Here is a 4,327-nt window from a genome sequence, read left to right as displayed (position 1 = left end):
ATTGTTTTTAATATTTACTCGCTTATTGTTTGTTATTTCTTAATACTTATATTTTTAGTTGTTAGTGTCTTTATATTTAATGTTTAATGTGTTTAGTTTGTTTGTATTGGTTTCTTAGATCTTGCTTTTTTGTCTAAAGTTTTATAATTATAGTGAAAATCATAAGGGAGTAGGGGTTATTTTGCGATACCCTAAATTCTAAAACGCTTTAAAAGTTGTTGTTTGATTGGAGTCAAGTTGTTTTATAGCCAGTGCTTCATTAAAACAGAATTAAAAACAAACCATAGCCTACCAAACAAAGACCTAACACCCAATAGGGGAAAAGGCTACGCGAACGCATGGCAGATAAGAATTGCGTTAATTGGCAAGTTTGATGAGCAGGAAAGACTTCAAATAACCTTGCATCGGTTTTAAGCCTGTTTTCTATCAGCCATTGGTATTGCTCCCTGAATGAGACCTTTCTTGCGTGAGATAATAAGCGTCTAAAAACCAAAAACATAGAAGTAGCACCCCTAAAACGCATAACCCATAAGAATTAGAAATCGCTTCTATTTTAAGGGATAAGACACCCACAGCGAGCGCGAGTGTCCATTTCTTGCACTCTAAAGAATTTTGCGCCATTCTATTGATAACGCCTTGCAAGATTTTAAGCTCTTCTATAAGGATTTTTGCTCTTTCTTTTTCTCTGTCTGTGGGGTTATGATTGTCCATATTTGCCCAATTTATCTGTTAAAGTTGAAAGTCTAGGAGCCTTTGTTGGTCTGTATTTCTGCTTCTATAATAATATTGCACCCTTGAGAAATACCTTTTAAACTTTCTCCAAATTTAAGGATTTGAGGCTCCATCATCAAACCCTTTTGTTCTAATTGAGAAATTTTATTTTCTATGTTTGCCACCTTTTCCTTTTGATCAAATTCTTTATAAACGCTTGCCATATCTTTAAAATCTTGCATAGAAATTGGAGTAATTTGACTTAAAACACCCATTTGAACCGCCTCTCTTACTGGAACAAAATTAACAGCACAATTACCTCTATTAAGCTTCACGCCTTGAATAGTAACGCTATCTGCTTTGGAGTCGATTTGAAACTCTCCCTTGCTATTCATACTCATCTCAATCGGCGATTCAGCGCTACCGCCACCCACACAGCCCACTAAATACAGCGCCAAACAGCTCGTGCCCAGTAATTTTTGATAAGTTTTCATTCTAGATCCTTTATAATAAAGTTGAGAAAATTTCATTACACAAACCATTAAGAGAGATAGGTTTAAACCTCCTTAATAAGTTTGTGATATCGTAAGAAATACGCATGGCTTTAATGTGTGATTCTTTTATGGTGGTGTCAGCTATGAAAGTGTTAGCGATTTTTAATTCTTTATAAATCCATGCGGAATAAGTGATTTTTAATAGATCTTGATTGCGCAATAGCCCTTGATTAGAAACACTATTCTTACTCTGTAAAAACACGAAATAGGGGCATTTTTTGATCATGTTTTCTAAAGATTCTCTGAGAATGAGCGTGAAAGCGTCTTTAATCTTGCTTATATCAATATGATATTTTTTTATTTCTTTTAGAATATCATTTTTATAATCCCAAAAGAGAGAGTCTATAAATATTAAATTAGAACGATCGGATGGTTCTAAAAAGGACTTGATATTTTTAACGCCTAAAAAATCATTATTTTCCATGTCAATATGCGAATGAGAAAGAAAAACCTTAGTTTTATTTAATCGCTCTTGTAAGGGATTAAAAAAGGCTTCTTTAATTTCATTGCGATTTAGCAAAGTGTGTTCATTATTTTTTAGACTCTTTTGAATGAGAGTTTTAATCTTATTGGCTACCTCATGCATGTTTAGAAACAGCTTGATTGTCGTAATAAGCGTATTTAAGCTTATTTTTCCCCTCTCTGTCAAAATGAAACTTGCATAAAACTTCACAATTTTCTCTTTCATCTAAATCAACCACAAAGGCTTTCATGATATATTTTCCTTTAATATTTTTATCAAATTCTCAAATATAAATACGATTTTAAGTTCCCTTTAAAATCCTTTGATTATAGTAGACTTAGACTTAGCTTAAGAGTGCTTGAATTTTGGGGTGTTTGGGGTTGTTAGAATAACTAAAAACCACCGCTAAAAAAAGCCTTTTTACAAACAAAAAGGGCGTATAAAACTACAATGACCCTAAAAGCACAAAAAACAACAAATGCAATCTAAAAAACCTCTTCGCATGCCTTCTTGTCTTTATGGAGTAAGCATTCTTTTTGCAACTCAATAAAGTGCTTTTTCCTTTCTTCTTCAGTCATATTGTCAGGCTTTTCAATAGAGCGTGAAAGCTTTGAAGTGTGGGTATTGAATTTGGGCGCATACCCTAGTTTATTGACTGCATAAAAGCCTAAAGCGGCGATTAAAATAAAAATCCAATCTGTTTTTCTGATCTTAGGGCAAAATTTACACGCCATGATTTAATCCTTAAAACATTTGAAGTATAATACACTCTTATGGTCAAATTTTTAAGTCTAGGAAAACCGCATGTGGAGTTTCATTCAAAAAATCTTTAAGGCTTTAATCATTATGCCTTTAGATTTTATCACGAAGTATTTCAAATCGTTTGTGCTGTTATTGATTGTGTTAGTCTTTTTTAGCGCTAAAGAAAGCGCGCCAAGCGAACCGCCCAATCTCGCTAAACTCTATTTAAATGGGGCGATTTTTAGCACCGATGATTTTGACAAAGAAGTGGATAAAATCCTAAAAACCCCTAGCATTAAGGGCGTTTTATTGTTGATTGACTCTCCTGGTGGGGCAGTGTCAGCGAGCGTGGAATTGAGCGAAAAAATCGCTGATTTGAAGCAAAAAATGCCCGTTTTAGCGTATGCTAGGGGGGTTATGGCGAGCGGGAGCTATTATGCGGGCATGCAAGCGAGCGAAGTTTATGCCTCTAAAGCGAGTTTGATAGGATCCATTGGGGTGATTTTTTCGGGCGCGAATGTGGAAAATTTGCTCAATAAAGTCGGCGTAGCCACTCAAGGCGTGCATGCGGGCGAATATAAAGAAATAGGCACTTTCACCAGGGCATGGAAACCTAACGAAAAAGAATTTTTGCAAAATTTAGTCAATGAGCAATACCAAATGTTTGTGGATGATGTCGCAAAAGCCAGGAAATTAGACGCTAAGGATTATAAGGATTTTGCTGAAGGGAAGGTTTTTAGCGCTCAAAACGCTTTAAAATTAAAACTCATTGATAAAATCAGCACGATCAAACAAGCCCAAGATCGCTTAATGGAATTGAGTAAGGTTAAAAAAGCCTATTGGCTAGAAAAAAGCCCTATGGAGCGCTTCATTGAAAAGGCCACGCAATCAGCGAGTAATATCATCACGCAAGCCTTTGGCTATCAATTATTGATGAGATAAAGATGTTAGAATTTATTTTAAAAATTCAAGCTAGAGACTCTAAAGGCTTGGTGAGTGCAATAAGTAGTACTATCGCTAACAAGGGCTATAACATCGTCAAAAACGATGAATTTGTTGATCCCTTAAAACAACGCTTTTTCATGCGGCTAAAAATCCAAAAAGAAATCAAGCCCTTGAATACTGAAATGAAAGAGCAAGAAGAGCGATCCCTAAAAACCGCTCTTTTTAAAGCCCTAGAAAACTTTAGCGAGCTATCCATTGAAGTCATTTTAACGCATAAAAAAAACATTATTTTACTCGCTACTAAAGAGAACCATTGCTTAGGGGATTTGCTTTTAAGGGTGTATGGGGGGGAATTGAACGCTCAAATTTTAGGCGTTATTTCTAATCACGAGATTTTACGCCCTTTAGTGGAAAAATTTGACATCCCTTATTTTTACGCGCCTTGTGTTGATCAAATTTTGCATGAAAAAGAAGTTTTAGCGATCATTAAAGACTTGGAATTAAAACACAAAGTGAGCGCGGATCTGCTCGTTTTAGCCAAATACATGCGCATTTTAAGCCATGATTTTACGAAGCGCTATGAAAATCAGATTCTCAATATCCATCATAGTTTCTTGCCCGCATTCATCGGGGCCAACCCTTACCAGCAAGCGTTTGAAAGGGGCGTGAAAGTCATCGGGGCCACGGCGCATTTTGTGAATGAAAGCCTTGATGCCGGGCCAATTATCTTGCAAGACACTCTGCCCATTAACCACAATTACAGCGTGGAAAAAATGCGCCTAGTGGGTAAGGATATAGAAAAACTGGTTTTGGCTAGGGCGTTAAAACTCGTTTTAGAAGATCGGGTGTTTGTGCATGAAAACAAAACGGTGGTGTTTTGAATGCTTCCATTAGCACTCTCTAGGATTATTGG

At 36.0% G+C, this 4,327-nt stretch carries 4 protein-coding genes and 2 pseudogenes; 2 read left to right on the top strand and 4 right to left on the bottom strand.

Annotated elements, in window-relative coordinates; all coding sequences use genetic code 11:
• Positions 1 to 259: 259 nt before the first annotated feature.
• The 4 genes and pseudogenes from QT76_RS08585 to QT76_RS07660 form a co-directional block, all read right to left on the bottom strand.
• Positions 260 to 711 (bottom strand): annotated as a pseudogene (locus QT76_RS08585) (hypothetical protein).
• A gap of 32 nt (positions 712 to 743) precedes the next feature.
• Positions 744 to 1,241, bottom strand: coding sequence for a hypothetical protein (locus QT76_RS07670; protein WP_195741872.1), 498 nt, complete (start codon positions 1,239 to 1,241; stop codon positions 744 to 746).
• A pseudogene (locus QT76_RS07665) lies at positions 1,216 to 1,978 on the bottom strand (TIR domain protein). Before QT76_RS07665 ends, QT76_RS07670 begins: the two are co-directional and overlap by 26 nt.
• Positions 1,979 to 2,213: 235 nt before the next feature.
• Positions 2,214 to 2,462: a hypothetical protein gene (locus QT76_RS07660; RefSeq protein ID WP_000752199.1), complete on the bottom strand. Its 249-nt coding sequence runs from the start codon at positions 2,460 to 2,462 to the stop codon at positions 2,214 to 2,216.
• A gap of 70 nt (positions 2,463 to 2,532) precedes the next feature.
• Here QT76_RS07660 and sppA point away from each other — a divergent pair, with 70 nt between their 5' ends.
• On the top strand, positions 2,533 to 3,411 hold the full coding sequence (gene sppA, locus QT76_RS07655; protein ID WP_033617263.1) for a signal peptide peptidase SppA: 879 nt from the start codon (positions 2,533 to 2,535) through the stop codon (positions 3,409 to 3,411).
• 2 nt (positions 3,412 to 3,413) lie between these two features.
• Positions 3,414 to 4,295: a formyltetrahydrofolate deformylase gene (purU, locus tag QT76_RS07650; RefSeq protein WP_033617262.1), complete on the top strand. Its 882-nt coding sequence runs from the start codon at positions 3,414 to 3,416 to the stop codon at positions 4,293 to 4,295.
• Positions 4,296 to 4,327 lie beyond the last annotated feature (32 nt).

The sequence above is a fragment of the Helicobacter pylori SA37A genome (genome assembly GCF_000476015.1).
In the GTDB taxonomy this organism is placed as follows: Bacteria; Campylobacterota; Campylobacteria; order Campylobacterales; family Helicobacteraceae; genus Helicobacter; species Helicobacter pylori_DB.
This window is presented reverse-complemented; position numbering and strand designations above follow the sequence as displayed.

Bases quoted from the DNA above. Each gene is read 5' to 3' on its own strand.
- purU (WP_033617262.1), top strand. From the start codon at position 3,414: ATGTTAGAATTTATTTTAAAAATTCAAGCTAGAGACTCTAAAGGCTTG.
- QT76_RS07660 (WP_000752199.1), bottom strand. From the start codon at position 2,462: ATGGCGTGTAAATTTTGCCCTAAGATCAGAAAAACAGATTGGATTTTT.
- QT76_RS07670 (WP_195741872.1), bottom strand. From the start codon at position 1,241: ATGAAATTTTCTCAACTTTATTATAAAGGATCTAGAATGAAAACTTAT.
- sppA (WP_033617263.1), top strand. From the start codon at position 2,533: ATGTGGAGTTTCATTCAAAAAATCTTTAAGGCTTTAATCATTATGCCT.